At 53.4% G+C, this 23,571-nt stretch carries 23 protein-coding genes; 4 read left to right on the top strand and 19 right to left on the bottom strand.

Translation table 11 applies throughout. The features are described from left to right. Nucleotides 1-159 precede the first annotated feature (159 nt). The 14 genes from Q3Y64_RS01650 to Q3Y64_RS01585 form a co-directional block, all read right to left on the bottom strand. Nucleotides 160-1,791 (bottom strand): PglL family O-oligosaccharyltransferase, encoded by a 1,632-nt coding sequence (locus Q3Y64_RS01650; protein ID WP_303559702.1) that lies wholly within the window; start codon nucleotides 1,789-1,791, stop codon nucleotides 160-162. A 213-nt stretch (nucleotides 1,792-2,004) separates the two neighbouring features. Beyond that, on the bottom strand, nucleotides 2,005-3,102 hold the full coding sequence (locus Q3Y64_RS01645; protein WP_303559700.1) for a class I SAM-dependent methyltransferase: 1,098 nt from the start codon (nucleotides 3,100-3,102) through the stop codon (nucleotides 2,005-2,007). A 99-nt stretch (nucleotides 3,103-3,201) separates the two neighbouring features. Beyond that, nucleotides 3,202-4,131 (bottom strand): NAD(P)-dependent oxidoreductase, encoded by a 930-nt coding sequence (locus tag Q3Y64_RS01640; RefSeq protein WP_303559698.1) that lies wholly within the window; start codon nucleotides 4,129-4,131, stop codon nucleotides 3,202-3,204. Next, nucleotides 4,131-4,877, bottom strand: coding sequence for an SDR family NAD(P)-dependent oxidoreductase (locus Q3Y64_RS01635; RefSeq protein WP_303559696.1), 747 nt, complete (start codon nucleotides 4,875-4,877; stop codon nucleotides 4,131-4,133). The genes Q3Y64_RS01640 and Q3Y64_RS01635 overlap by 1 nt, the downstream gene beginning before the upstream one ends. Nucleotides 4,878-4,911: 34 nt before the next feature. Further along, nucleotides 4,912-6,705, bottom strand: coding sequence for a thiamine pyrophosphate-binding protein (locus Q3Y64_RS01630; RefSeq protein WP_303559695.1), 1,794 nt, complete (start codon nucleotides 6,703-6,705; stop codon nucleotides 4,912-4,914). A 21-nt stretch (nucleotides 6,706-6,726) separates the two neighbouring features. After that, the gene (gene rfbH, locus Q3Y64_RS01625) at nucleotides 6,727-8,076 is read right to left on the bottom strand and encodes a lipopolysaccharide biosynthesis protein RfbH (RefSeq protein WP_303559693.1); all 1,350 of its coding nucleotides are present in this window, start codon (nucleotides 8,074-8,076) and stop codon (nucleotides 6,727-6,729) included. A gap of 14 nt (nucleotides 8,077-8,090) precedes the next feature. Continuing rightward, nucleotides 8,091-9,170 (bottom strand): CDP-glucose 4,6-dehydratase, encoded by a 1,080-nt coding sequence (gene rfbG, locus Q3Y64_RS01620; RefSeq protein ID WP_303559691.1) that lies wholly within the window; start codon nucleotides 9,168-9,170, stop codon nucleotides 8,091-8,093. After that, complete coding sequence (gene rfbF, locus Q3Y64_RS01615) at nucleotides 9,167-9,937, bottom strand: glucose-1-phosphate cytidylyltransferase (protein ID WP_303559689.1); 771 nt, start codon at nucleotides 9,935-9,937, stop codon at nucleotides 9,167-9,169. The genes rfbG and rfbF overlap by 4 nt, the downstream gene beginning before the upstream one ends. Before the next feature lie 18 nt (nucleotides 9,938-9,955). Beyond that, the gene (locus tag Q3Y64_RS01610; protein WP_303559687.1) at nucleotides 9,956-11,287 is read right to left on the bottom strand and encodes a hypothetical protein; all 1,332 of its coding nucleotides are present in this window, start codon (nucleotides 11,285-11,287) and stop codon (nucleotides 9,956-9,958) included. A gap of 1 nt (nucleotide 11,288) precedes the next feature. Continuing rightward, nucleotides 11,289-12,041: a glycosyltransferase family 2 protein gene (locus Q3Y64_RS01605; protein ID WP_303559685.1), complete on the bottom strand. Its 753-nt coding sequence runs from the start codon at nucleotides 12,039-12,041 to the stop codon at nucleotides 11,289-11,291. 10 nt (nucleotides 12,042-12,051) lie between these two features. Then, on the bottom strand, nucleotides 12,052-12,396 hold the full coding sequence (locus tag Q3Y64_RS01600; protein WP_303559683.1) for a hypothetical protein: 345 nt from the start codon (nucleotides 12,394-12,396) through the stop codon (nucleotides 12,052-12,054). Then, nucleotides 12,347-13,909: a glycosyltransferase family 9 protein gene (locus Q3Y64_RS01595; protein WP_303559681.1), complete on the bottom strand. Its 1,563-nt coding sequence runs from the start codon at nucleotides 13,907-13,909 to the stop codon at nucleotides 12,347-12,349. The genes Q3Y64_RS01600 and Q3Y64_RS01595 overlap by 50 nt, the downstream gene beginning before the upstream one ends. Further along, on the bottom strand, nucleotides 13,909-15,477 hold the full coding sequence (locus Q3Y64_RS01590) for a glycosyltransferase family 9 protein (RefSeq protein WP_303559679.1): 1,569 nt from the start codon (nucleotides 15,475-15,477) through the stop codon (nucleotides 13,909-13,911). Before Q3Y64_RS01590 ends, Q3Y64_RS01595 begins: the two co-directional genes overlap by 1 nt. Nucleotides 15,478-15,633: 156 nt before the next feature. Continuing rightward, a complete protein-coding gene (locus tag Q3Y64_RS01585) occupies nucleotides 15,634-16,041 on the bottom strand; it encodes a pilin (RefSeq protein WP_303559677.1) in 408 nt (135 codons plus the stop codon). 305 nt (nucleotides 16,042-16,346) lie between these two features. Here Q3Y64_RS01585 and Q3Y64_RS01580 point away from each other — a divergent pair, with 305 nt between their 5' ends. From Q3Y64_RS01580 to Q3Y64_RS01570, 3 genes are all read left to right on the top strand, one after another. Next, entirely contained in the window at nucleotides 16,347-16,874 is a 528-nt protein-coding gene (locus tag Q3Y64_RS01580; protein ID WP_303559676.1) for a gamma carbonic anhydrase family protein, read from the top strand. Continuing rightward, complete coding sequence (gene dtd, locus Q3Y64_RS01575; protein ID WP_303559674.1) at nucleotides 16,871-17,308, top strand: D-aminoacyl-tRNA deacylase; 438 nt, start codon at nucleotides 16,871-16,873, stop codon at nucleotides 17,306-17,308. Before Q3Y64_RS01580 ends, dtd begins: the two co-directional genes overlap by 4 nt. Nucleotides 17,309-17,391: 83 nt before the next feature. Then, nucleotides 17,392-17,904, top strand: coding sequence for a C40 family peptidase (locus Q3Y64_RS01570; protein WP_101942527.1), 513 nt, complete (start codon nucleotides 17,392-17,394; stop codon nucleotides 17,902-17,904). Nucleotides 17,905-17,936: 32 nt separating this feature from the next. Here the strand turns inward: Q3Y64_RS01570 and ftsB are convergent, their stop codons facing one another. The 5 genes from ftsB to Q3Y64_RS01545 form a co-directional block, all read right to left on the bottom strand. Continuing rightward, entirely contained in the window at nucleotides 17,937-18,230 is a 294-nt protein-coding gene (gene ftsB, locus Q3Y64_RS01565; RefSeq protein ID WP_101942526.1) for a cell division protein FtsB, read from the bottom strand. Between the two features lie 97 nt (nucleotides 18,231-18,327). Continuing rightward, nucleotides 18,328-19,617: a phosphopyruvate hydratase gene (gene eno, locus Q3Y64_RS01560; protein WP_101942525.1), complete on the bottom strand. Its 1,290-nt coding sequence runs from the start codon at nucleotides 19,615-19,617 to the stop codon at nucleotides 18,328-18,330. Nucleotides 19,618-19,766: 149 nt separating this feature from the next. After that, nucleotides 19,767-20,060 carry a Dabb family protein gene (locus Q3Y64_RS01555; RefSeq protein WP_303559671.1) on the bottom strand — a complete coding sequence of 98 codons (294 nt, stop codon included), beginning with the start codon at nucleotides 20,058-20,060 and terminating at the stop codon, nucleotides 19,767-19,769. Then, nucleotides 20,057-20,896 (bottom strand): 3-deoxy-8-phosphooctulonate synthase, encoded by an 840-nt coding sequence (gene kdsA / locus Q3Y64_RS01550; RefSeq protein ID WP_303559669.1) that lies wholly within the window; start codon nucleotides 20,894-20,896, stop codon nucleotides 20,057-20,059. The genes Q3Y64_RS01555 and kdsA overlap by 4 nt, the downstream gene beginning before the upstream one ends. Then, nucleotides 20,896-22,527, bottom strand: coding sequence for a CTP synthase (locus Q3Y64_RS01545; protein ID WP_303559667.1), 1,632 nt, complete (start codon nucleotides 22,525-22,527; stop codon nucleotides 20,896-20,898). Before Q3Y64_RS01545 ends, kdsA begins: the two co-directional genes overlap by 1 nt. Nucleotides 22,528-22,718: 191 nt before the next feature. Here Q3Y64_RS01545 and Q3Y64_RS01540 point away from each other — a divergent pair, with 191 nt between their 5' ends. Then, nucleotides 22,719-23,540 (top strand): transporter substrate-binding domain-containing protein, encoded by an 822-nt coding sequence (locus Q3Y64_RS01540; protein WP_303559665.1) that lies wholly within the window; start codon nucleotides 22,719-22,721, stop codon nucleotides 23,538-23,540. The last annotated feature ends 31 nt before the right edge of the window (nucleotides 23,541-23,571 follow it).

Genomic DNA, 23,571 nt, shown 5'->3' with positions numbered 1-23,571 from the left:
GCCGGCCACGCGAAGGGAAGCGCGCAGTATACCGTCAGCCCGCGCCCCGCCCTTCATTCCAGGCCGGAATGAAGGCGATACGGGGAAACGAGCGTCAGACAGTTCTCAAGCGCGACCAGAAAAGTCGCGAATATCAAACCGATGGAAAATAGTCAGCGATCAAAGACAGCTGCGCCCGGCAAGTTTCAGCCCTGGCAAGTCCTGCGCATCAAAGCCCTGAGCCCATTCGCGCAAGGCTGCACGGTGATAGGAAAAACCATCACACAAAGCCACCGCCAAACGATCCAGCGAAGCAGTTTTCTGCGTCACCGCATAAGCCTCGCCGCAGCGCATCATCATGTACCAGCCCGGTTTGTAGTGCCAATGCGCGTCACAACGCTCAGCGATCTGCGCCGCACCCGGCTCATCCGGATGCCAGCTCTGCAAACGCAAGCTCTCCGCATGCAGCGCAAACACAGAAAAGCGTGACACCTTGTCGAGTTCGGCGCGCGCCACCTCTCGCGTCGCCATTGAAGTATTCGGCTCTTCTGAGCCCAACCGCACATAGGCTTCACGCACTGCACACCAGTCATGTGCGATCCATGTCAGGACGCCCAAACCAACAACGGAAATCGCCCCCCCTACCCAGCGCGGAATTCGTACTACCCGCAGGCTCTCATCCTCTGCATCAGCAATCCCCATGCACAAGCCAAAAGGAATCAGGAAATAGGTGTACCAGAGCGGGTACTCCACCATGCTGTGAGCGCCAATCACACCCACCACAGCTAGACACCAGACGCTAGTCGGCGTAGGCGCACGCCGCAGATGACGAATGAACCACCAGGCGATCGCCCCCGTCACCAGCAAAGCAATAGGCACGCCAAACTCCACCGCCAGATTCAGCGGCAAGTTATGCGCATGCTCGGCAAACTTCGGAAATTTCTCGGGCGGCGTCAGGAACATCGCATCGATGGACGCCTTATAGAACGAACCCGGTCCCTGCCCCAGCAAAGGGTGTTCCTGAATCGCCAGCCAGGCCGCCTGCCAGTTATACAGCCGCTGCCCATTCGAGCCTGCATCCCCCGCACGCTCTAGCGAAGAAGTCACCCCGAACACATCCAGAAGGTTGCCGTAAGCCAGCAGCAACTGGGCAACAACCGAACACAGCACCACCACCAGCAAAGCCCGCCCAGCACGGCGCGCTTCAACGCCGCCGCGCCATTGCGCCCAAGCGCCCAGAAATGCGAACACAAAGGTGTAGAGCCACACGCTGCGCGAGGCCGAAGCCGCAGCCGCCAAGCTCAGCCAGGCAGCCAGCCCTGTCATCCACCAGCCGTTCAGCAATCTGCGTGCATGCAGAAAGCTAAGCGAGCCCAGCCCCAAAAACACCAGATTCGCATAGTGATTGGCTTGACCGATATTGCCGAAGGCCTGCAGATACATCTTCTGCATCACTAGCCCGGCAGAAGGCCAGCCTGCCAACTGAATCAGCCCTGCAATCGACTGCAACGCTGCACCAGTCAATAAACCGGCAGCCACCCAATCGAGCAAGCCCTCCTCCGCTTTTGCAGACAGCCCCAGCATCAGGCTTAGAAAAAACAGCGCCCAATAACCCGTATAGCCGGCCGAATGGCTAGCCGGCCAGAGCGCCATCACGAGCAAGCTGCACAAGCCCAGCCCGAATACCGCAGCAAGCTTCAATCGCAGGCCTTGCTCCTGCCTCAGCCCCCACAGCCCGAAACCCAGCGCCACAGCTAGGCAGGCCAGCCACTCCGCATACAGTACAGATTGCGGGTTATGGTGCAGGCTCACCGAAGTCGGCATAGCCAAGCCCAAGCACAGCAGGCCCCCAAAAAACCTGTGCGGCACATCAAAACACATCAGACTCACCCAAGAAAACCAGCACAAAACTGAGAAGAACTTGCAATCCAAGCCACGACGATGATTCATGCAGATGAAAATTTAAATCACTCTGAATGCTACTAAACCGCCACACCCAATAAAAACGCGCAACGCAAGGGGGGGTCATGCAGACAAACTTTTATCATAAATCTCAACATCCCCATCTCTGACGACCGCAACTGGGCATTTCAATCCATAATTCTCGACGATTATTTTAATAATTTCATCTGCATAATTTGGGGCGATAACAACAAGTGCAGAAACATCATCATCAGCCAACACGCTTGGATTCTTAATTTCAAGATGACTCCCGGGTGAATAACGACCTTGCTTGAAAATTGCAGAATCAACAATATAGTCAACGAGATGTGCTATGCCAGCACAAGCCAGTATCGTAAAGCCCTGATGGCTCGCTCCCCATACGACAATATGCCCATGGCTTTTCTGGTTCGCACGAACAAAACCCTTTAATTTTGCAGAAAGTTGGCCTTCAGCCCGTTCCAATCCGACATCCAACAAAGTCCGAACTCTGCGAACAAATGCAGCATGAGTATCCTCTAAAGACTCATCCCACGCCTCTACAACAAACCCATTGCGATTAAGAATTTTTTCGAAAGTATCTCGAGTAAAGTAAACCAGATGATCAACAATTAATTCATAATAAGCCTGTCGTTTATGAATATATTCCCATCCGGGCACGGTCACCAATCCGACGCCGTCATCAGTTAAATTATTAAAAATCCCTTGCAGCATACCACTCGGATCTGGCTGATGCTCCAAAAAATTGAATGAAGTAAAAGCATCAAACCGCCCAGCCCTTAAGCCGTCGGTGGAAGAACCGATAAAACCCCGCTCAACACAAAGACCATTTGCAAGGGCTTCATCAACCAATAATTTCGAATTTTCAACCCCCACAGCCTCAACAGAAAATTCTTTCCAAACAGAAAGAAATTCACCACGACCACACCCACATTCAAACACACGCTTCCCAGAAATATTAAATCGACGCATCATTTCCGAGTACTGTCTACGACGCAACTCCACTGCGGTAGCACTATAGCCACCAGACCGGATCACATCGCGATAGTAAGCAACCGGATCATTATCGAGCTGATAAAGATTACAAACTGGACAAGCGCATAGTTTTAGGTTTACGCCACAATCCACTGCAAATTCGCTTTCCTCCGGGTAATACTGAGCACCAGCGGGGGCGCCAGTCATTTCAAATACAACTCGACCAGAAAATTCACACCCACACATCCGACACTTCATTTGCACCACCCACGAACCATCTTTGAGACACAAAATTAATTACTAAAATTATAAATAACGATAACTACTTATCGTATTTCGAATACCATCCTCAAAAGAAAACCGCTCTTTCCAGTTTGTTTTTCTCAAAATCTTGTCAACAACAGGATTGATTTCATGAGTAGCGACGCCAACACTCAAACCAAAACCCGGAGCTGGCGACTCAGGAAATTTCTGCCTGATAATATTGACATACTCTTTAAGCGGCCTCGTATTCGCACTGGCAATATTGTATATACCATTACCGCAAAAATCTGAAGCCAGCGAGATCAATGCATTCACCGCATCATCCAGGTACAAGAAATTCCACCGCTGTTCACACTGCGTCAACGGCACAACTTCGTTATTAGACATTGATCTAATCAATTCAGAGACCAAAGTCCACTCATGATCACCCGGCCCATAGACACTAAAAATACGGGCCATCCGATAAGAAATATTAGATTGTTCACAAAAATCCGTCCCGGCCATCGTGAATGCCAGCTTGGCTTTACCATATTCAGACTCAGGATTGCATAAAGTAAGTTCTGTTATTAGTCCATTACACCGACCATACTCAGCTTGCGAACCGCCAAAAACAAATAGCGAACAACCATGCGCTTTTGCATGCCGCAGCACATTCATTGAATTTTCAAAATTACGAATCTGAATTTCCGGATCTGCACGGTCAACACCACCCACGCCAGACCATGCCAAATGGAAAACAATATCAATTGTTCCGATTTTTTTCAGCACACTTTCAATTGACTCAACATCTCCCAAAACACAGCAAACACCGTGCAAATTAAGAATTGCATTCAACCCCGCCGAACTTTCCCGAACCAAGGCATAAATACAACACCCTTGAGCAGCCAAAAGTTCACAGAGACGAATACCAATAAAGCTTGAAGCCCCCGTAACTAATACTTTTTTTTTAGCTAGACCCACAACTACCTTCATTACCGTAACTCTCTACCGCCATTCACATCAATCGTTGCACCATAAACAAATGACGCTGCCGGGCTTGCCATAAAAACGACGACATTAGCAATCTCACCCGGCGTCGCTGCACGACGAGAAAGCAATTTTTTCTGTAAATATTCAGGATTAGCGCCTTTAATTGCCTCCTCACCCATCCTAGTCATTGTCAAACCCGGCGATACGCAATTAACTCGAACGCGGGAGGCAAAGAATTTCGCCGCGCTCTTGCTTAAATTAATAGTTCCTGCTTTAGCCGCTGCATAATGCGCATGCCCAGGCGCCCCTGTTTGCCCTGCGATACTAGCAACAAAAACTGCACTCGCAGAATTTGCAAACAATGGAATCATTTTTTTTAACAGAAAGTAGGGACCTTTCAAATTGGAAGATAGCAGCGCATCCCACTCATCTTCTTCGATCGCATCAAATGGCGTTAAGGAATTTTCGCCAGCATTTAAGATGAGCGAATGAATTTTACCAACCCGGCCTTCAATTTCTTTAACACATGCATCCAAACTATTCAGGTCGCTCAAGTCCAGTCTAACGGCAAATCCATCACCACCGTTATCTTTTATGTTTTCAACAACCTGATCAGCAATTTCTTTATTATTACGATACCCAACAATCACATAAGCGAATTCCTTGCCAAATTGCTCTGCGCAGGCTCGACCTATTCCACTGGACGCCCCAGTTACAAATACAACCTTATTCTTCAATCCAAGATTCATTTAAGCTTAATCCTTTTTTCTCAAACCAAGGCAATCAGAGACCTTTTTTCACCAGGAACGGCGCCGTCCGTGTATAGACACCTTCCGGCAACTCGGGCGACAACCGATGCAACGGGTTTGATTCCATGCTGCCATCCGGCTTCACGCGACTGGTCACTTTGGGGAGGTAGGTTTGTTCCGGGTCGATCGTAACCAAGAAGGCAGCAATACCATCGGCATTAAATAAATATAGAAAAGCCGGATCATTTTCAAATCCGGGGCGCAAGCGCACCAGTGGAACATCATAGGCTGGAAAAATCTTTTCCCAATTAGGCAGCCCCAAACCCGTGTTGATGTCGCAGCCGACATAACGACCACCAAAATAGCTGCGCTGCGTCATGCGGATCGAGGCATAGCCCTGATCATCGAAGATGAACATCTTCAGGTTCACCTTGTTGATCACCGCGGTGCCGATTTCCTGCATATTTTGCGCAAAGCCGCCGTCGCCTTCGATCAGGATGGTGCGTTTGTGCGGATTGGCCAAAGCCGCACCGATCGCACCGCTCAGGCCATAACCCATGGAAGCCAGAGACTTGTCCGAAACGAAATGTTGGCCGAATTTCTGCGAAATAGACTGATACGAGCATGTAAACGCGCCTCCACTGCTACACGGAATCAGGACATCATCTGCTCTTGATAGCTTCGACAACTCATCGAAGAAAACATAGGGAGACAGATAGCCTGCGCCAGTGACATTGATGCCCGGCTCGACCAGCGGCAGTTCCGCCTTCACTCCGTTGCAGAAATCGATCCACTCGCCGTGTTCACCCAAAGACTGGCCCTGCAAACGCTGCAGCAGATCGTTTGCATCTACGCACAGGCCGAGATCAATCTGCGGATGCCCCTTGTCCAACTCGGCCTGATCCAGATCTACCTGAAGAATATCCCCCAAGGGAACAAACTGCTGCCAGTTAAAGCCAGATTGCTGCATGCCAAGCCGGGTTCCAAGCGCCAGCACAAAGTCGGCCTGTTGCACCAGGATTCCGGAATAGCGCTGCCCGAAGGTATTGGGCCGACCGAAATATAGCGGATGCTCGCTGCCAATCCGGCTGGCCCCGTTGTAAGTCGTCATGACCGGCACCCCCATGCGGGTATAGCCCTCCGGACCGACCTGCAATGCCGTTTCACGGCTTACCCCGCCACCGACCAACAAGACCGGACGTTTTGCCGCACGAAAACGAGCAACGATATCCTGCACTTGCGCGTCGCTTGCCTTGGGCAGGGGTGGCTCCGCAAGGGCGTCGACCTCGTCCTCAAAATCAGTCGGATCGACCATACGCCCTTGAACATCAAGCGGCATCTCGATGAAAACCGGCCCCTTGCGCGGTGTCCAGCCGGTTTTGACCAAAGCCAGGAATTCACTGCGACAGATCGGGGCATCCAGACGCACGCTTTTCTTGGTAATGACCTCGACCAGCTTCTCGCCCTGAACCTCCTGGATGCCGCGCTGACGAATCAGGCCGTGGCACAGGTCAGCAGTTTTCACCTGCCCTCCGATGACCAGCAACTCACGGCTTTCCATATATGCACCGGCAATAGCCGTCACAACATTGGTCAAGCCCGGGCCAGTCGTCACCAGCGCAAAAGCGCGCTGCCCCTCACCGGTTTCGGTGAAATACTCCGCCGCGATTCCTGCGGCGACCTCATGCACCACCGGGATCAATTGCATGGCCCGGCTCACACTTTCCGCCAAGTGCATGATGTTGCCCCCCCCGAGCGAGAAGCACTTGCTGTAGCCTGCCTCGACCAGCCATTTGGCCAGCAGATCGCTGTATTTCACCTTGTCCATGCTCTGCTCCAGGTGGGCTGTTTAGAAATTAACCCCCAAGAAAGTCTCAATCTTCTCGACCACAAAATCCAGCATCTCGGTCGAAAGACCCGGATACACGCCAATCCAGAAAGTCTGGTTCATCACGATGTCGGTATTGGTCAAATCGCCGCTGATACGGAAGTTCTTGCCGATCATGTACGGTTGGCGGGTCAGGTTGCCAGCAAACAGCAAGCGCGTACCGATCTTGTTCTGATCCAGATACTGCTGCAGATCAACGCGCCGCACACCAGCCTCCGTCTTGACCGTTATCGGAAAGCCGAACCAGGATGGATCGCTATTCTCGGTTGCCTCTGGCAGGATCAGACAATCCGCACACGATTGCAGCTTCTCCTTCAGATACTTGAAATTCTTCTTGCGGGCAGAAATGAAGCTTCCGGCCTTCTCCAGTTGCGCCACGCCGCAAGCGGCTTGCATATCGGTAATCTTAAGGTTGTAACCTACGTGCGAATAGGTGTATTTGTGGTCATAGCCTTCCGGCAAATCGCCAAGCTTCCAAGCAAAACGCTTCATGCAGGTGTTGTCTTTTCCCGGTGCGCAATAGCAATCGCGGCCCCAGTCACGAAACGATTCGGCAATCTGTTTCAGCAGATGGTTGTTGGTAAACACCGCGCCCCCCTCACCCATGGTGATGTGGTGCGCCGGGTAGAAGCTCAGCGTGGCGATATCGCCAAACGAACCCACCAACTGGCCGTTGTAGGTGGAGCCGAGCGCGTCGCAGCAGTCTTCAACCAGCCAAAGTTTGTATTTTTCGCACAATGCCTTGATGACGCTTAGATTGAATGGATTGCCCAACGTATGCGCCAGCATGATCGCCTTGGTCTTCGGGCTGATCGCGGCTTCGATCTTGCCGGCGTCCACGTTGTAAGTCGCCAGCTCAACGTCTACAAAAACCGGCACCGCGCCAAATTGCAGGATCGGATTGACGGTGGTCGGGAAGCCGGCAGCCACGCCAATGACTTCATCACCCGGTTTGATCGCGCGATCACCCAGCTTCGGTGAAGTCAGGGCCGAGAAGGCCAGGAGGTTGGCAGAAGAGCCAGAATTGGTCGTAATCAGGTATTTCACACCCAGAAATTGGGCGAGGTTCTGTTCGAACTGGTCGTTGAAGCGACCAGTGGTCAGCCATCCGTCAAGCGAAGCTTCAACCATCAGCTTGAGCTCTTCGGCATCCAGCACCTTGCCCGATGGCGGCACCACCGATTGCCCAGGCACGAAATCACGCGGAGCATATTGAACTGCAGCGTACTCTTCAACGAGTCGAGCTATTTGCTGGCGGAGCTGTTGGGATTTTTCCATTATCGCGTCTTTAGTGAAAACGGCATTACGCATGCCGTAAAATCGAGTCAGGTATTTCTTGTCGCTTCGTATTCGCGAATCTGCTGCAGCGTCATCGCCTGCATGTCACCCCCTGCCTGCTGCATCTTGTGCCATTCGCAGATTTTCTCCAGCGTATGTAGCAAGTTCCAGCGAGGCTGCCACGCCAGTTTCATCTGCGCTTTGGAGCAATCCAGCTTCAGGTAATGCGCTTCGTGCAGGTTGGCGGCAGCGGTATCCATGCGGTAAGCCGCGCCATCGCCCCAGATGCGGGTGAGTTGCTCAACGATCCACGCCACCGGTTTGGCATCATGATCGTGCGGGCCAAAATTCCAGCCCTCCGCATACAGCACACCTTCGGTATAAAGTTTTTCAGCGAGGGCCAAATAACCAGAGAGCGGCTCCAGTACATGCTGCCACGGACGAATGGCATGCGGGCTGCGGATGATGACTTCGCGCCCATCTTCGATTGCGCGCACAACGTCCGGAATCAAGCGATCGAGCGCCCAGTCCCCACCTCCGATCACATTTCCAGCGCGGCCAGAAGCCAAGGCGACGCCATGCTTTGAATACTCAGCCGAATTGAAATAGGACGAGCGAAAGGCTGCCGTAACGAGCTCCGAACAACCCTTGCTGTTGCTGTACGGATCGTAGCCACCCATCGCTTCATTCTCGCGATAGCCCCAAGCCCATTCGCGGTTTTCATAACACTTGTCGCTGGTCACATTGACCACCGCCTTGATGCCAGGAGTCTGGCGGATCGCATCCAGGAGATGCACCGTGCCCATCACATTGGTCGCGTAAGTCTCAGCCGGATTGGCGTACGAATAACGCACCAGCGGCTGAGCAGCCATGTGAATCACAATCTCCGGCTGAGCGCTTGCTATTGCCTCTTGCAGGGCTGCCGGATCTCGAACGTCACCGAATATCGAGCGCATGCCCTCGCTGACACGAGCTTCTTCAAACAAGCTGGGCTTCGTATTCGGCGCCAACGCATAGCCGGTGACTTTCACCCCCAAAGACTGGAGCCACAGCGAAAGCCAGCTGCCTTTGAAGCCAGTGTGTCCGGTCAGGAAAACCCGCTTCCCCTGCCAGAACTCCTTGCTCATGCCCAAACCTTCCATGGCGCGCGCCCCGATTTCCACATTTCCTCAAGCGCAACCTTGTCGCGCAGGGTATCCATTGGCTGCCAGAATCCCGCGTGCAGATAAGCTTCGAGTTGGCCCAATGCAGCCAACCTCTCCAAAGGCTCACGCTCCCAGATCGTCGCATCGCCTTCAATCAGATCAAATACTTCTGGCGACAGCACAAAATACCCACCATTGACCCAGCCACCGTCGCCCGCCGGTTTTTCCAGAAAATCACGTACGGTTCTCCCATCCAGTGCTAGCGAACCATATCGCCCCGGAGGCTGAACCCCTGTCACGGTAGCCAACTTGCCATGAGCGCGATGAAATGCAACCAGCTCACGGATATTGACATCCCCGACCCCATCGCCATAGGTCATGCAGAAGTGTTCATCCCCAACATGTTCAGCAATTCGCTTGATGCGCCCCCCGGTCATCGTCTGTTCGCCGGTATCCACGAGCGTCACACGCCAAGGTTCGGCGTGGCGATGATGAACCTCCATTTGATTACTACTCATGTCGAAGGTTACATCTGACATGTGCAAGAAATAATTCGCAAAATATTCCTTGATCACATATCCCTTATATCCACAACAGATAACAAAATCATTTATTCCATGCGATGAATACGTCTTGAGGATGTGCCATAGAATTGGCTTCCCCCCGATCTCGATCATCGGCTTAGGCCGTACCGACGACTCCTCGGAAATTCTAGTCCCCAACCCACCAGCCAAGATAACTGCCTTCATCACACCTCCGCACAACATTCAAAAACAACGCGACGGAAAACTAACATTGAATTGAGTTCCTTCTGGACGACCACCAGAATTAAGCTTTACAACATCCACCAACATCAACAACTTATCGGCGTAATCAGAAAACGGAAAGGCGCTAAAAAACTTTTCAGACTGCGCCAACCCAAAATCAACCGCCCACGTAGGATCGTCCACAAACCTAGAAACAACCTGAACCACAGAATCCGGGGTGTAAGAATAAAAAGCCTCGTCAAAACCCATCATTCTCTCTTCAAGAAGAAGATGACGCGCCGTAATGAACGCAGTTCTCTCACCGACAGCCCGACTAATTCTGTCATGAACCAAATAATTAGTATTTGGCGGAGAGTCTATTACCGCCAAATAGCCAGGCATTTTTTTCTCAGTCGAGAAAAAATCGCAATCAGGATCATAACTAGCGCACCGGCCAGAAAAATTAACATGATCCCACCCTACTCCATTAACAACAACAGGCAAATCAAGCAAGGCTTTCACAACCAAAGTAGACTTAACCCTTCTGAGATAGTCATCCACCTGAGCAACCATGAAAGACAAAACAGAAGCAAACTTATCTACACCCAGACCATACGAAGAAAAGTAATTCAAAAACTCTTCATCAATACGAATCCTTGAGTCAACTTTTCTTAAAGAAACACATTCATCCGAAACATCCTCAATAACCTTACAAATCATCCGGGGCAAACTCCGCCTCCAAAAATCGATAAGCTCATCAGGACTTCCACCGTTTTTTGGAAAAACTATTTTCCCTCTCAGCTTTTTCGAAACATCTACCGACTTTTTCAACACACCACCATTCGGAATCGGCGGCAACCACACAGACGCACCACGCCCCGGAAAATAATTCTTAAAAAACGCCTCATGATCAGGATCAAAATAAACATTCGCAACATTTCCAGAAGCCGTAGCGTGCCGATCAGGAAAATAGGCAGGAATGTCTCCATAAAATCTTATAAAAGGGATGCCAAAATACTCCCAAAAATTGTACTTAACACCATTATGCTCCACTGGATAAAGATCTTGCCCCACCCCAAAATACGAAGCAACAAACCAGACAGGATTTGCAATAGCCTTTTCAAAATCGGCCTGCCACCCTGGTGCATTAAGATCAACCAAACAAATATCAGCCGAATATCGCCTTAAAGGCTCCACAATCATCGGCATAATCCCTGTGATCGCGTTTCCAAGCCCATAAGCCGACAAGACAATTATGGTGCCACGATCTTTTTGAACAACGGACCGCGTAAAAGGTAAAACTCCATTACTCCCGGAAGAACTTCTCCGAAGAAAACCAAGAAGGATACTCATATCAAAAATCCCGCATTCTTTGGCAAACAATAGATTTGAATTCGCTGACAGCACGGCCCAACTCATCAACAGCTGCGTCGCCCTTAACAAGAAACTCGAACCCGGAGTTCATCAAACGAGTAGCCGCCAGAAACTGATCTGTATGTCCTCCCTGACTACTCCACATCCGGTAAGAGACTGCATCAAGCTTTCCAAGAGGCCCACACTCAACCAGGGCTTGCATGAATGCAACATCCTCTCCTCCCAAAGGGCCTCTGAAAACATCCCCTTCTGGAAAACCACCAATCACATCAAAATATTTTTTTTTGACCACTAACCCATGTACTGAACTCAACACCACAGACACGTACCGAGGATCATATTCAGGAAGAATATAACCCTTGACTGAATCAAAGAATTCTTCCATTGGCTTCACTGCTTGAATCAATGGATTCTGCCTAATCACATCCATTGACTCTTCAAACAAACCAACATTTATCAATTCATCATCCGCATCCAGAAATGTAACGTATTCTCCATGAGCATTTCGCACCCCGTGGTTTCTTGAAACACCTGGTCCTGAGTTAACCGCATTACTCAGCCCACGCACATTTTCACGCTCAGCGCAAATTGAGGCAATCAATTCTGCAGAACCGTCATCGGAACAATCGTCGACAATTATTATTTCGCCCACGCCACGGACCTTCTCAGCAGAAACAACTGCTCGCAGCAAGGTCTTCGCTTGATTGAAGCAAGGAATGATCACAGAAAGCATAGATCAAACCTCACGCAGCAATCTGACGAACAACACCTTCCGTTATAGCTTCAGAGAATTGCTTGGAGTAGCCCTTCTCGATCAAGCGCCACCTAACGGCATTGCCGAAACGAGCCTTTCCAATCCAACCAAGTTTATTTTTATTCTGGAAAGCATCAATATCTTTCATTACATGTTCAACAATTCCTTCCAGCCTGCGCTGAGCTCCTTTTTTTTCAAGCTGAGCTTCACTTGCGGGCGGAAACTGGCGAGTAATCTTGGCCACCAGTTCATCAGCAAAAGCTACGGGGACATTGGAAAAAATATCAGCGAGCATTCCCATATACAGCCCTTTCATCAAGACATGGAATTTCATTTCTAAAAACCTTCATCAGCATTTCATCCCAATCACCTGCCTGCAGCTGTCGGAGAACCCGCACGGATTCATACCAGGGATTACTCTCCCCCTCGACGCCCCATCGCCACTCATAGCGAAATGGTAACAACAACAAGGTAGGCTTACCCAGAGCTCCCGCTATATGTACAACCGAAGTATCTACCGCCACGACCAAATCCATTTGCTGAATCAATCCAGCAGTATCAGCCAAAGTCAACAACTCTTCAGATACATTGAAAATGTTGGCAGGTAGATTTTCCGGCACCACAGTCTGCAGTGCAAAAAAATCCGCATCACAAACACGTATCGAATCGACGATCTTCACAAAAGGAATGGAACGCCGTCTGTCAGCACGATGTGCTGGCTGCCCAGACCAGGCAAGACCGATGCGCTTTTTACCAGCACGGGCAAGCCCGGCAACGCGCTCACGCCAGTAATCACAACTATCTTCCGGCACCGTCAAATAGCCTGAACACAGCGGCACATTATCCAGGCGTGTTTTGAAAATCCACGGCAAACTCATCATGCCAATCCAGCGATCAAAATCAACCGCCGGCCGCTGGCCACGCTCACGTACGACAAAACGGATAGTTGGAAAATTATGCTCAAAAAGCGACAATACTTCAGGCTGAACCTCGACAGCCACAGGTTTATCCGTAAGCAAATTTAGTTGATGAAAATAGCGCGCCATTTGAATACCATCACCAAAACCCTGCTCTGAACTAACGAGGATTCCAACATCCACATCCTCCACACCATTCCAGCGTGGCAAGTTCAACAAGGCCTGATTCAAATAACGATGTGCTTCATCGAGTTCATAGCGAGCCTCCATCGCTTCAAAACCAGCCAGATAATCCCCAGAAGCCAGCAAACACAGGGAATAGGGGTAACTGGAAGCGAGCCCCAGCGCGGCAAGATGTGACCGGGATGCCTCGAACTTATCCAGACATCCCAACTCCCAATACATGGGCAGCGAAATCTCAAGAGTGTTCCGATTATCCGGTTCCAATATCAGCGCTCGGCCAATAGCCTCATCCACCCCGGGCATGTCGTTCACGGACCAGCACACCGAGGCACGCGATGTCCAATAATCCCCCCGCTCACAGAGAAGCGGGGTTTCGGCAGAAATCGTTCCAATCAATCGGGCCGCATCTTCAAACTGATTATTCTGGTGAAGGATATTGATGCAAAGCACAAAGACATCCGCATCAAATCTTTGGCCAGGATTGATCAGATCTTTTGAAAGTAAAAAGGCCCCCGAATAATCATTGCGGTAAAATCGCAGAAAAATACTTATTTTTCTGCACGAGCCATCATCCCAACCACAGGACTTCGCCGCCTTGAGTAATTTATTTTCATCCTCTGCAATATCGTTTTTGCTGCGCCAGGACCGGAGTTCAGTCGCAACATCCGGATAGGAATGTGTTTCAAGCGCCGCCTGCAATGTAGAAGGGAGTTTGCTTACTGATTTTCTGGAGAACCATCCGAACATCAATGCACACCTTCGCGTGACAGTTTCGGCAATTCGATCTCAAAAACACGTGCGAGCACATCTGACCAGTCAGCATGACGGGACTGACGAAGAACCCGAACGGATTCGTACCAAGGATTTGTTTCACCCTCCAGCCCCCAGCGCCACTCGTAACGATAGGGCAGCATCAGAAGCGTCTGCTTGCCAAGCGCACCGGCAAGGTGGACAACTGAGGTATCCACTGAAATCACGATATCCATCAATTCGATCAGCGCAGCCGTATCTGACAGGGTTGTAAATTCTTCGGACATTACATACAGATTCCCGGGGTATATATCCGGCGTACTCGTTTGCAAGGCGTAAAAATCAACCCCCGGAAGAGAGCGGATACCCGGTTCAACCTCCGAAAAGGCCAGTGAACGCCGTTTATCAAATTTGTGATCCGGATTTCCAGACCACGCAATGCCAACTCTGAGCCCCCCCCTTGCTGACTTTTCCCCAACCCGCTCACGCCAGTAGGCGCGCTGCTCATCGGGTGCGGCCAGAAAACCCCGCCTGCGCGGCACATTGAACACTACCGTATTCATAAAATGGGGCAAACTCATCATCGGCACCCAGCGATCAAACTCACACGCCGCACAATTCCGTGGCGAGCGCACCACGTACTCCACATAGGGCATGCAGCCTTCGAGCAAGGAAATGATCTGCTGGCGCGCTGCAAAAAGCACTTTGAAGCCCTTGTCGTTCAGTTCAGCAAGATAACGCGCCATCATCACGGCGTCACCAATACCTTGCTCTTCATAGACAAGCAGACGCTGCCCTTTGACGGTCTCGCCCGTCCAGCGCTCGCGCTCCCATAAATGCGCTGGAACTTCCACCCTCAACTCAGGCAAAGCCTGACGAGCCTCGAGCAAGCGAAAGCCTTCACCATAATAGCCTCGAGCCAGCGCCAGCCAGCCAAGGCTCTGCAGCACATAAGGACTTGTCGAAAACCCCTGAACCATGAAGTCTTCGAGCACCCTGACCTTGGCGTGGTCACCTAGCTCGAAATAAACTACACAGGCATTCATGGCGAGGAACATGGTGAGATAGCCATGTTCCATGGCCTCATCTGCAAAAATTCGTGCCTGCACAATATCGCGTCGGGATGCTAGGACCAGTGCTATCCCCTGGCCCAGGTATTCGCTCTCCTCGCCTGCAGGAACATTGCGGCGATCAAAGTCACTAAAGATCTGCCACGCTTCAACATAGCGCTGAAATTCATAGCAGCGCGCAACTGCAACCAACATCATCTTGAAATCATCATGCGCCAAACCACCAACCAGCACCCTCTGGTAGCCCTGAGAAACCTCGCTGCCGTACAGCTCCCGATAGGCGCAAAGCTTATCGAGCATCACCCCACTCCAGCCAAGCGCCACAGCTTTGTCCCTCAATGCAGAAAAATCCGGCAAGACATCACTCCCAGCTGCAACCTGAAAGGCGGCTCGCATTCGCTCAAGATCCATCGAGCGCAGATGCTCGACCCACTTGGCTGAGAGGGCAACAGCACCCCCGAAACGAGAGAAAAACCGCTCAAAAATTTTCATCATATTCAGCGCATTCTTCCAAACCCTAACCACAAAGAAACAGCGAGCACCTGAGTCGCCAAGCAATCCAAACAATGACGAACAGATATCCCTTATAACAAGGAGATACGGCATTAAAAAAGGCCACTCAAGGTGGCCTTTTTTTCAAGCGCAAGCCGATCAGCCGCGGCAGGAGCCCGGCATCAAGCTAGTGGGCGTGCCACCGCAAACCCAAGTAAGGGTCGAGTTGTTAACAATCCCAGGCGTCAGAGTAACGACAACTCCAGCAATATCACCAACCCCGCTCACGATAATATTCGTAGTCGAAACAGCAACAGATCCCGCGTACTTGGTAACATTTGAGCTAGCGCAGGACGTAACTGAACTAGGAATAGAGGATCCACTGGACGATTGGAAAATCTCAGTCACGCACGTCCGAGCCGAGCTGGCGGCCAGCACAACTTCTGAAACCTTGGCCTTCTTGGTGTAATCCTGGTATGCCGGCAGAGCAACGGCGGCCAGAATACCGATGATCGCAACAACGATCATCAGTTCGATCAGGGTAAAGCCCTGTTGAATACGCTTCATAGTGATCTCCTTGAGGAAGAATACGGAGGGATTCCGCTAGCCTCTAGAAGCCAGTTTCATGCCTACCCGAACGAAAATAAAAAATTATCAATAAAATCATACAGCTAAAAAATCCCCCACAACACCAAAGGCATATCAACACTATCTTCCGATCTTTCCTGCTGACAAATTTCGTCAGTTTGCCTCCGCTAGGCGTCAGCTTGGGCTTATTGAATACCGCCAACCATGCCGTCCAAGGCGTTGGCGCTGATATGATTGCGGCTGGCTGCAGCGCAGCAAGCATAGATAAATCAAGGATCTCGGCAATGGCAGTTTTCGCCCTGAATGACCAGAAACCAGAACTCAGCAAGGATGCATGGGTCGCCGATTCGGCACAAGTGATCGGCCGAAGCAAATTAGGGGAGCGCGTAAGCGTGTGGTTCAACGCCATTCTGCGTGGCGACAACGAGCCGATCACGGTGGGCGCGAACTCCAACATCCAGGATGGCGCGATCCTGCATACCGACGAAGGAATCCCTCTCACTATCGGCGAGAACGTATCGGTCGGCCACATGGCCATGCTGCATGGCTGCACCGTGGGTGATGGAACGCTGATCGGCATGAACGCCGTCATCCTCAATCGCGCCGTGATCGGCAAGCATTGCCTGATCGGCGCCAAGGCACTGATTCCTGAGGGCAAGGTGATTCCTGATCGCTCGCTAGTTGTGGGAACGCCTGGGCGGATCATTCGTGAGCTGACGGACGAGGAAGTGGCCCGCATCGAAGCAGGGGCCGTCCATTACGTTGAGAACGCAGCGCGCTTTCGCAAGGGCCTGCGCCGGATCGAAGAATGATTGCGCTGATTCAGCGAGTCCGTTCAGCCTCGGTGCATGTTGAAAACCGCCTGACAGGTGAAATCGGCCCAGGATTGCTCGCCCTGATCGGCATTCAGCGCGCAGATGACGCAGCCAGCACGCGCCGCCTGCTGGACAAGCTGTTGGCCTACCGTGTTTTCGGCGACGAAGCCGGCCGGATGAATCGCTCTTTAGCGGATACAGGTGGCGGACTCCTGCTGGTTTCCCAATTCACGCTGGCGGCGGACACCAAGAAAGGCACGCGGCCAAGCTTTACGCCAGCAGCCCCGCCGGAGGAAGCACGCGAGCTCTTCGATCATTTCGTAGAACTCGCCCGCGCAGCTCACCCAGATGTAGCGACGGGTGAGTTTGGTGCCGACATGCAAGTCAGTCTGGTCAATGACGGCCCGGTAACTTTCTGGCTGGAGATGTGATGATGGTGCTGGAATTTCGCTCTCTTGCTACCCTCGGCAGCCATCGCCAAACATCAAGACCAAAGTCTCAAGAACGGTGCGGCATGAAACTGACGCTCTTGGGCTTGGCGTGTGGGCTGGCAGTGCTTGCAGGTTGCTCAAGCACTCCGTCCACGCCCGCCCCTCCCAGCCCCTCAGCGGAGGACAAGCGCCCCGCCCACCTCCGCTTCGAAGATCAGCAAACCGCCAACGAGATCGTGCTGCAGGCCATGGCCTTGCTCGAAACCAATTACCAGTTTGGCGGACGCAATCCGGAAGCCGGACTGGATTGCAGCGGCATGGTGAGTCTGGTGGTAGAGAAAGCCAGTGGCCGCCGCCTGCCGCACAATGCCGCGCAGATTGCAGCGCAGACGCGTGAGGTGGCACGCAAGGAACTCAAGCCTGCGGATCTAGTGTTCTTCAACACCAGCGGCAAACCTTATTCACATATGGGTATTTACCTGGGTGACGGGCGCTTCGTACACGCGCCTTCTACGCGTGGCAAGGTCCGCATCGACCGGCTGGACATGGCTTACTACGCCCAGCGCTTTACCAGCGCACGCACCCTGTTTGACTGACGCCCTCTGGCGGCATCAACCAAAACGCAAACTCAGCGGCCGACTGCCGTGACAGGCTCGTCCGGGATGTGCACAAAAACCTCGCCGGGTTTGACCAGATTGAGTTCGAAGCGCGCTTTTTCTTCCATCGCTTCGTAACCCGACTTCAGATCCTTGACCTCTGCCGCGAGATCAGCATTGCGCTGCTCCAGTTGCTGATTAGCCTCCTGCAGCGCCTCCAGACGCGTCTGCAGCTCGCGTACATCCTGCCAGCTGCCTTTGCCGAACCAGAGCGGGTACTGGAGGGCAAGCAGCAAGGCTAAAAAGATCAGGGCAGGCCAGCGCATGAGTAGAAAGTCTGTGATCGGCGAGTGGGGCTGAAGCAGATACAAAAAGAGCGCACCGCAGTGCGCCCTGATTGTACCCGCTAGTTCCGACGCCGAATTACTTCAGGCGCAGGTTGTAGAAGGCCGCACGACCCGGATACACGGCGATTTCGCCCAGATCTTCTTCGATGCGCAGAATCTGGTTGTACTTGGCGACGCGATCCGAACGGGACAGCGAACCCGTCTTGATCTGACCAGCGTTCAGGCCCACCGAGATATCAGCAATGGTGCTGTCTTCGGTTTCGCCCGAGCGGTGCGAGATCACGGCGGTGTAGCCGGCGCGCTTGGCCATTTCCACGGCGGCGAAAGTTTCAGTCAGGGTGCCGATCTGATTCACCTTGATCAGGATGGAATTGCAGATGCCCTTGTCGATACCTTCTTGCAGGATCTTGGTGTTGGTCACGAACAGATCGTCGCCCACCAGTTGAACCTTCTTGCCCAGCGCGTCGGTCAGCAGCTTCCAGCCGTCCCAGTCTTGTTCGGCCATGCCATCTTCGATGGAGATGATCGGGAACTTGTCGACCAGATTGGCCAGGAAATCCACGTTCTGAGCGGAGGTCAGCGACAGCTTTTCGCCGTGCATTTCGTACTTGCCATCCTTGTAGTACTCCGAGGCAGCACAGTCCAGACCCAGCATTACGTCCTTGCCAGCTTCGTAGCCAGCAGCAGCGATGGCCTCCATGATCAGTTCCAGCGCTTCAACAGCACCGGAGACGTTCGGAGCGAAGCCGCCTTCGTCACCCACGGTCGTCGGGTAACCCTTCTTGTCCAGAATCTTCTTCAGATTGTGGAAGATTTCAGCGCCGCAACGCACGGCTTCGCGGAAGCTCGATACGCCCACCGGCAGAATCATGCATTCTTGGAAGTCCAGGCTGTTGTTGGCGTGTGCGCCACCGTTGATGATGTTCATCATCGGCACCGGCAGGGTCATCTGACCCGAACCGCCAAAGTAACGATACAGCGGCAGGCCGGCTTCTTCAGCCGCAGCGCGGGCCACGGCCATCGACACAGCCAGCAGCGCATTGGCCCCCAGGCGAGCCTTGTTGTCGGTACCGTCCAGCTCGATCATCACGCGGTCGATGTAGGTCTGCTCTTCAGCATCCAAGCCAACCAGGGCTTCACAGATTTCGGTGTTGACGTTCTCAACGGCCTTCAGCACGCCCTTGCCCAGGTAACGGCTCTTGTCGCCGTCGCGCAGTTCGATGGCTTCACGCGAGCCGGTGGAAGCGCCCGACGGCACAGCAGCACGGCCCATCACGCCGGATTCAAGCAGCACATCGACTTCAACGGTGGGGTTGCCACGGGAGTCGAGGATTTCACGGGCGATCACGTCAACAATTGCACTCATGTGTTTTTCCCTTGTTAATCGATTCAATGAGTTCCGGCTTGCGCCGGGCTTGCTCACCGGCGCAGGGGGTGCGCCAGTCAGCCAAAAACCGCGTAATTCTACGCAATCAAGGTTTCATCCGGTTGACTACACACAGACTCACCGTACTTTCAGGCAGCAATATCGCCAAAAAGAAGCTCGGCCGCGCCATCCAGACAACACACCGCGGCGACGTGCGCCGGGTGCTCAAAGTAAGCAAACAGATCCGCCTGACTCTCGAACCCGGCCACCAGCACGTAGTGCGCCGCCTGGGCATCCGGCACGGTATTGAAGCCACACGACCATGATTTGATCAGCGGAATCTTGCCCGGCAGTTCAAGCATGGCCGCATGGAAGGCCTGCACCGGCGCGCTGTCGGCCGTAAAGCCCGGAAGCAGCTTGAACAAGACGACGTGAGTAATCACAGGCTCAACTCTGCAAAACCCTGCTGCTTGACCACGGCATCTATCGCCTTGAGCGTGCTCAGCAGCTCACGCATCTTGCCCAGGGGCCAAGCATTCGGGCCGTCAGACATCGCGCAAGGCGGGTTCGGGTGGGTTTCCATGAACAGGCCGGCAATGCCGGCAGCCACGGCGGCACGCGCCAGCACCGGCACATGCTCACGCTGACCACCACTCTTGTCCCCCTGCCCGCCAGGCAACTGGACCGAGTGGGTTGCATCAAAGACGACCGGGCAGCCCGTCTCGCGCATGATCGCCAGCGAGCGCATGTCAGAGACGAGATTGTTGTATCCGAAGGAAGCACCCCGCTCGCAGACCATGATGTTGTCCAGCCCGCCATTAGCTTCCTTGGCCTTCAGGACGACTTGCTTCATGTCGCCCGGAGCCAGGAACTGCCCCTTCTTGATGTTCACCGGCTTGCCGCAGGTGGCCACGGCGTGGATGAAGTCGGTCTGGCGGCACAGAAAGGCGGGCGTCTGCAGCACATCGACGACGGAAGCCACGCGCGTGATCATTTCTTCATCGTGTACATCGGTCAGCACCGGCACGTTCAGGGTCGCGCGCACTTCGGCGAGAATTTCCAGCCCGGCATCCATGCCCGGGCCACGGAAGCTCTTGCCCGAGGAGCGGTTAGCCTTGTCGAAGCTCGACTTGTAGATAAAGGGAATCCCCAGCTCGCTGGTGATGGCCTTCAACTCGGCCGCTGTTTCGAGTGCCATCTCGCGCGACTCGATTACGCAGGGGCCGGCGATCAGGAAGAAAGGCTTGTCCAGCCCGACATCAAAGCCGCAGAGTTTCATCACTTGCCCTCACGTTGAGCAATGGCTGCCTTCACATAGGCAATGAAGAGCGGGTGGCCGTTGCGCGGGTTGGAGGTAAATTCCGGGTGGAACTGCACGCCTATGAACCAAGGATGCTGATCTTTCGGCAACTCCATGATTTCCGGAAGGTTTTCGGTCGGTGTGCGCGCTGAAATGACCAGACCGGCCGCTTCAAGCTTGGGCACATAAACGTTATTCACTTCGTAGCGGTGGCGGTGGCGCTCGGTCACCTTGGCACCATAAACGCTGGCCGCCAGTGTGCCGGCCTTGATCGGACAGGTTTGCGAACCGAGGCGCATAGTGCCGCCCAGATCAGAACCTTCGCTGCGCGTCTCGACCCGGCCTTCGCGATCCAGCCACTCTGTAATCAGCGCCACAACCGGATGCGGACCTTGCGGCTCGAATTCGGTGCTGTTGGCGCCTTCTAGCCCGGCGACATGGCGGGCGAATTCGATGGTGGCCAGCTGCATGCCCAGGCAAATGCCCAAATAGGGAATCTTGTTCTCGCGAGCAAAACGGATCGCAGCAATCTTGCCCTCCGTGCCGCGCTTGCCAAAACCGCCCGGCACCAGAATCGCATCCATCTTCTTGAGCACGTCACAACCATTCTTCTCGATGTCTTCAGAATCGAGATAGTGCAGATTGACCTTGCTCTCAGTATGCAGGCCGGCGTGCTTCAGCGCTTCGATCAGGGACTTGTAGGATTCGGTCAGGTCGACGTATTTGCCCACAAAGGCGATATCGACTTCGCGCAGCGGATTTTCCAGCGCGTAAACCAGCTTTTCCCAGATCGACAGATCGGCCGCCTTGGCCAGGATCGCCAGTTTGTGGCAGACGATCTCGTCCAGCATCTGCTCGTGCAGCATGCCCGGCACCTTATAGATCGAGTCCGCATCCTGCACTTCGATCACGGCTTCCGGCATCACGTTACAGAACAGTGCAATCTTGCGTCGCTCTTCCATCGGAATTTCGCGATCGCAGCGGCACAGCAGCACATCAGGCTGAATACCGATTTCACGCAATTCCTTGACCGAGTGCTGAGTCGGCTTGGTTTTCAGCTCGCCTGCCGTCGCGATGTAAGGCAGAAGCGTCAGGTGCATGAAGCAGGTATTGCTGCGACCTTCCTCGATGCCCATCTGGCGGATGGCTTCAAGGAAAGGCAGGGACTCGATATCGCCCACCGTACCGCCAACTTCGATGATCGCCACATCGGCACCTTCGGCGCCACGCTTGATCGAAGCCTTGATCTCGTCGGTAATGTGCGGAATCACCTGCACCGTCTTGCCCAGATATTCGCCACGGCGCTCCTTGCGGATCACGGTGTCGTAGATCTGACCGGTGGTGAAGTTGTTGCGCTTGGTCATCTTGGCGCTGGTAAAGCGCTCGTAATGGCCAAGATCAAGGTCGGTCTCCGCACCGTCTTCGGTCACGAAGACTTCGCCGTGCTGGAAAGGGCTCATGGTGCCCGGGTCGACGTTGATATAGGGGTCGAGTTTGAGGTGGGTGACGCGGATGCCGCGTGACTCCAGGATGGCCCCGAGTGAGGCCGCTGCGATGCCTTTGCCCAGCGAGGACACGACACCGCCCGTGACGAAAACGTACTTGGTCATGGGAGTACCAGAGCGGGAAATGGGAATGATACCGCAGAGCGGCCCGGCTGCTCAAACCGGGCCATAATTGACAACGGCAAACAGCCCGGCCGGAAAAGCCCACTGCACCGCTCAAGCCCGACCCTACTAGGTCGTTAAACCGTAGGCGTGAAACCATAACAAAGCCCCGCAGAGGGAGGAGACAAGGCCTCATGTTCAGTATTTCCCGAGCCTGGATACTGGCGGCGAGCTTGCTCGGCCTCCTCGCGGCGCCAGTTGCCCATGCTGACCAGTTCGAACAGATCCGCAAGTCCGGCAAGCTTCGCATCGCCATCATCAACGGCCTGCCGAGCTTCAGCCAGCTTGACCCCAGCCTGGGCTGGAGCGGCTCCGATGCCGACACCGGCCGCCAACTAGCACGCGATCTTGGCCTGAAACCTGAATTTGTCGTCGTCAGCAATGCCGAGCGAATCACCACTCTGCTCGAGCGGCGCGCCGACATCATCATCTCCGCGCTTTCGATTACGCCCACGCGGGAGCAACAGATCGCCTTCTCCCTGCCCTACGCCTCAATCGCCCTGGTGATCGGCGCTCCGCCCACAGAAGCCATCAATGGCTATAGAGATCTTGCCGGCAAGCGCATCGGCGTTGGCCGTAACACTTCGGACGGAGCGCTGCTCAAACAATACGCCAACCAAGCCCGGATCATTGAGTTCGACGATGAGCCCGCCCTGCTCAAGGCATTTCTCAGTCAACAGTTCAGCATCATCTCCTGCCAGCGCGCGTCGATTACCTTGCTCAATCGACTTTTGCCCGCCCAGCGCCAGATCGAGGAAAAATTCATCCAGCGCGAATATCCGGTCGCCATCGGCATTCGCAAGGAAGATGCGAGCCTGCGCAACTGGATCAACGCCTGGGTCGGCGAGAATCTGCGCAATGGCCAGCTCAACGAGATTTTCCGCCGCCATCATGGCCATTCGCTGCCTGACTCGGTCCTGCCCGCCACCTTGCCCAAGGCCAGAATGCCTTCATGACGCCCAGCCTAGCCGCACTGTGTAGCCTCAG

Source organism: Uliginosibacterium sp. 31-12, assembly GCF_030548425.1.
Taxonomy (GTDB): Bacteria; Pseudomonadota; Gammaproteobacteria; order Burkholderiales; family Rhodocyclaceae; genus Uliginosibacterium; species Uliginosibacterium aquaticum.
The sequence above is the reverse complement of the archived record's forward strand: the minus strand, read 5'-3'. Positions and strand labels throughout refer to the sequence as shown.